The following is a 2,079-nucleotide window of genomic DNA, read 5'->3' on the forward strand; positions in this document are numbered from 1 at the left end:
AAATAAAAGCTCTATGTTTATGTTTGAACTTATTAAACCTTAATTTTTTTAAGGTAAAAAATGGAAATAAACTTTATCACACAAGTTTTTGAAAGTGCCAAATTAATAATTAAATAAAAGTTTAAATATTACATAAACATCTAAATACATATGATAAATGATTTAATGTATAATCTCGCTAAGGGTATGGGCAAATTAGGTTCAAAGGTTGTCGGGCTTAAAGGAGGTATGGGAAAAAGTTTTCCAGGTTGGCTTTTTCTTAAGGTCGGAACATATGAAGGATTGAACAATCTGTCAAAGGAGCCTGAGATAGGTTCCATTATATTGACTGGTACAAATGGTAAAACTACAACTACAACGATGCTTATCAAATTGCTTAAGTTTAATCTAATTCTTTAAACACTTATTTTACGAAACTTACAGAAGATTGAAATGATTGAGGGTGCTTTTCGTAGTGAGAAAATTCGTACTGTCCTTAATAATAGTAAAGGTAGTGCTGTTAAATGTCTCCTCTGTGGATTACAAATCCCTTTAAAATAAAAAAAGGGGGATATGTTTATATAGTATGTTAATCATATATTAACAATTGTAAGAATATTATTATTCTTGCAAGCCTCTTTAGAACGTTAGTTCTTTTTTAATTTAGAATAAGTAAAAAAAATATTGTTTTTTTTCTATATTGAAGGGTAAACTCTATTTTTTTAAACACAGAATGGAGGGGAGAGGATTTATATCCATTTTTTCCTTTTCTTCCATTTTATACAACTCTTTTTTTCTATATTCCTTTTTTTAGTGTCTGAAATTCCAATTTTGAGTTGCTGAAATTCCATTTTCAAGTTTGGAAAATTCCATTTTTGACTTTCAAATATTCCATTTTTGACTTTTGTATTTTGATTTTTTGACTTTTGTAAGGGTATGGTTGTTAAGTGTGTTTATTTTAATTGTATGATTGTCTATTTTTATGGTTGTATGTTTTACTTGTTTTTTATCGTATGTTTCTTGGATTATATTATATTGTGGGTAGGTTATGTGTTATTATGGGTATGGTATATGTAATGGTTTATATTTTATTGTTTTTCTTATTATTTTGTTTATGTTACTATTTTTTTTATGTTAGTGTTTTTTTGTGTTTAATCTAATTCTTTAATCACTTATTTTACGAAACTAAGATTTAATGTTCATTTAAGTTGTTTTAATTTTTGTTTTGAATTTTTTGATTATAATCATTGGAATTCTGATTTTTCAGGCTTTATGAGGTTTGTTGTTTTTTGGGTTTTTATTGCTTTTTTTCTGATTTTTCAGGCTTTATTGGGCATCTGATTTTTTAGGTTTTATGGGCTTTGTCGTTTTTCAAGCTTTTTTGAGGTATCTAATTTTTCTATATAAAGACTGTTGTCTACTTCATAGGCAAATGATTCTTGTTTGAGAGTGTGATTGTTTTTTTTAAACCATTCTATAAATATTTCATCGGGTAAGGTGCTTTTTTTCCTTTTTCTATCGATAAAAATGGTTATTACCGTTTCATCAAATGACCTTCCTTTATAGTATCCTTTAATCTTTGATAAATACAGGTTTTCATAACCGTTGATGTTGAGTTTTTCGATTAAATCCTTAATCAAATCATCTGTTTTTAGAGGTATCAATTCATTATCTATAAATTTGGATTCTGGAATATGCAGTACATATTTGCTTTCTAGTTTCATATTTTATCATTATTTTTTTATGAATTAAATATTTTTATTTTGTTGGTTTCAAAATTATTTTTATATGGGCTGGTACAATGGCAGTTTCCATATATTGCCATTAAAGTTCTTCTCTTTTTCGTTTAATCTAATTCTTTAAACACTTATTTTACGAAACTTAATCTTAAAAAACAATTTTTGATGAAGAGGAATTTCTAGGTTTCACTTCATTGGTGAGTACAAGTAGATAAAAAACGATCAAAAATATTTAGTCCTAAAATTTATACTCAAATAGGGTCATTGACTAAATATTCTTGTAATATTTTGAGGACATCTCCACTATTTTTAGAGTGAAATTTTTAGTCCTAAAAAAAATATAAAAGGGATAACAAATAAT

General features: G+C 26.3%; 2 protein-coding genes. Both read right to left on the reverse strand.

The genetic code is table 11. The features are described 5' to 3' along the window. Nucleotides 1-140 precede the first annotated feature (140 nt). Nucleotides 141-371, reverse strand: coding sequence for a hypothetical protein (locus QZ146_RS08660; RefSeq protein ID WP_295723683.1), 231 nt, complete (start codon nucleotides 369-371; stop codon nucleotides 141-143). A 960-nt stretch (nucleotides 372-1,331) separates the two neighbouring features. Next, entirely contained in the window at nucleotides 1,332-1,703 is a 372-nt protein-coding gene (locus QZ146_RS08665; protein WP_295723686.1) for a hypothetical protein, read from the reverse strand. Nucleotides 1,704-2,079 lie beyond the last annotated feature (376 nt).

It is taken from the genome of uncultured Methanobrevibacter sp. (assembly GCF_905235195.1).
In the GTDB taxonomy this organism is placed as follows: domain Archaea; phylum Methanobacteriota; class Methanobacteria; order Methanobacteriales; family Methanobacteriaceae; genus Methanarmilla.